The sequence below is a fragment of the Nostoc cf. edaphicum LEGE 07299 genome, assembly GCF_015207245.1.
Lineage (GTDB): Bacteria > Cyanobacteriota > Cyanobacteriia > Cyanobacteriales > Nostocaceae > Nostoc > Nostoc edaphicum_B.
On the sequence record NZ_JADEXF010000974.1, the window covers coordinates 1 to 2,666 of the forward strand.

Sequence of the window (2,666 nt, forward strand, 5' to 3'; positions counted from 1 at the left end):
ACCACAGGCTTGCGATTAGAGATTGGAGACTAGGCATCAATTTCTAATCCTCAGTCCAATCTGAACTGAAGGTTTTTATCGCAGAGAAATTATCCGCGAGTGAGTTTCTAACTTTTCAGTTGCTGTTAAAACTTCTTGTCTTGCCCATTGATCTGCTGCCAAAATGTCATCTAAAGAGGGATTAGCACGGTTATCATTTTGATGGCGATCGCACACCCATTCGATACACCGAGGAATATCTAAAAACCGAATTTTTTCATCTAAAAATAAAGCCACAGCTTGCTCATTGGCGGCATTCAATACAGCTGGCATCGAACCACCAGCTTTACCCACAGCATAAGCCAACTGCATACAAGGATACTTCTGGTGATCTGGTTCGCGGAAGGTTAAGTTTCCAGCTTTGACTAAATCTAGTCGTTCCCAGTTGGTGTAGATGCGATCGGGCCAAGATAGAGCATACAGCAAGGGTAAGCGCATATCTGGCCAACCGAGTTGGGCTAAAACTGAAGTATCTTGCAGTTCAATCAGTGAATGAATAATGCTCTGGGGATGAATGACAATTTCGATATTGTCATAATCCAAGCCAAACAGGAAGTGAGCCTCAATTACTTCCAGTCCTTTATTCATCAAAGTAGCAGAGTCTACTGTGATTTTCCGTCCCATCGACCAATTAGGATGTTTCAAGGCATCAGCAACGGTTACATCTGCTAACTTTTCTACATCCCAGTCGCGGAAAGCTCCACCAGATGCAGTGAGCAAAATTTTCCGCAAGCCATCTTTGGGAACACCTTGGAGGCATTGAAAGATTGCAGAATGTTCGGAATCGGCAGGGAGTAATTTTACACCATGTTTTTCGACTAGGGGTAGAACCACAGGGGCCCCAGCAATCAGAGTTTCTTTGTTCGCTAAGGCAATATCTTTACCAGCTTCAATCGCTGCGATCGTGGGTAGCAAACCAGCACAACCAACGATCCCAGTAACAACGGTTTGGGAATCGCCGTAACGGGCAACTTCTATCACTCCGGCCTCACCAGCCAGTAGAATCGGTTGGGGATCTAGGTCAATGAGTGCTTCTTTGAGCGCTGGTAATTTATCTTCTGAGCAAATAGCTGCTATTTCTGGTCGAAACTGCCGAATTTGGACAGCCAACATTTCGACGTTGTTCCCAGCTGCCAATCCCACAATCCGAAACTGATCTGAGTACTGAGTGACAATATCTAAAGTCTGAGTACCAATAGAACCAGTGGAACCAACGAGAGTAATCGCTTTCACAATTGCTTAAGGATTTACAGACAACTCTCACTATAAATTGCTTGGGACTCTTTAATCACAGCAATCACTATAATCGATACACTAACGCGCCAAAGGAGAGACGCAAGGAAAATGTACCTGTGTCCTCTTGTCCATCCCTACACCAGACCCAATCCATTAATTTCAATCTATAGGACTCGTGTTTGATTTTTGAAAAAAATCACTACACCCCGAAAAGGCTCCTTCCCCACTTTCTCTCTACGCAAATAAGTTCAAAAATCAAAGTGGACTGGTATATTTACCTTTACTTATTAATTTTTAGTCTGATGAAAATAAAAGATTCGGCAAAAAATACACTTGAACAAAATTATAGTTTCAAAGTTAATGGGTACTTTTTTGTAATTGCGATGTGGCTTTTGAGCAGACTTGTAATTATAGTTGCAATGCAAGTTGTTGCTCCTTTAATATATACATCACCCGTACAACCACATTGGCACCCTCCATATCCGCTGGACTTTTCTCCCGATTTTATTCCTAAACCCAGTTGGGAACTCTTCTCTCATTGGGATGGTAAGTGGTATCGGAAAATTGCACTTGAAGGTTATAACTACGTTGATGATGGAAAGCAGTATTCTATTGCTTTCTATCCTTTATTTCCGTTACTCATTCGCGGGCTGATGACGTTTGGCTTGCCGTTTGAAGTGGCTGGTACGCTGTTAAGCAATCTAACTTTTCTTGGTGCGTTGCTTCTTGTGTACTCTTGGACAAAAGAACGTCATGGTATTAATGCTGCAAAATGGGTAATTGCTGTAATGGCTTGGTGTCCTTTTTCTTTATATGGCACAGTAATTTATACTGAAGGACTATTTCTATTTTTGACTACAGCAGCTTTACGAGCATTTGATAACCGTCAGTATGTATGGGCTGCTTTTTGTGGTGCATTAGCTAGTGCGACACGGCCGACAGGAATTACATTACTACCCACGTTTATTTTCGTAGCATGGATAGAACGGAGATCCCTAAGCGCCTATATAGCGGGTCTGTTTGTAGCAATGGGGATACTTTTATTCTCTGTATATTGCGCTATTAGTTTTGGAGATCCCTTAGCATTCATTCATGTACATAAGGCATGGGCGCAACCAAGTTGGTGGTCTATATTCACGGACGCTATATTAGTGGGCAAAGATAGTTTGATTAAAGTTGTTATGGTCTTTGGTGGCGGCTATTTGTTATGGCACTACCGCACCAAGCTTAACAATGTTGCTACAATATACGGTTTTTGCTCTTTATTAATGCTAATATTCTCTGGAGCTCTAGCGTCTATTAACCGTTATGCTTACGGTATTGTATCGCTCTCGCTTGCATTAGGCTTGTTGTTTTCCAAGCAGCAACGTTGGAAATATATAGTATTTATT

2 protein-coding genes are annotated in these 2,666 nt (G+C 41.9%); one reads left to right on the plus strand and one right to left on the minus strand.

All coding sequences use genetic code 11. The annotated features are described in order from the left end of the window. Nucleotides 1–75 precede the first annotated feature (75 nt). Nucleotides 76–1,272 (minus strand): 1-deoxy-D-xylulose-5-phosphate reductoisomerase, encoded by a 1,197-nt coding sequence (gene dxr / locus IQ229_RS23330; RefSeq protein ID WP_194047840.1) that lies wholly within the window; start codon nt 1,270–1,272, stop codon nt 76–78. Between the two features lie 182 nt (nt 1,273–1,454). On the opposite strand from dxr, the gene IQ229_RS23335 reads away from it, so the two are divergent. Then, the coding region (locus IQ229_RS23335) for a hypothetical protein (protein WP_228013679.1) at nt 1,455–2,666 on the plus strand (1,212 nt) is incomplete at its 3' end.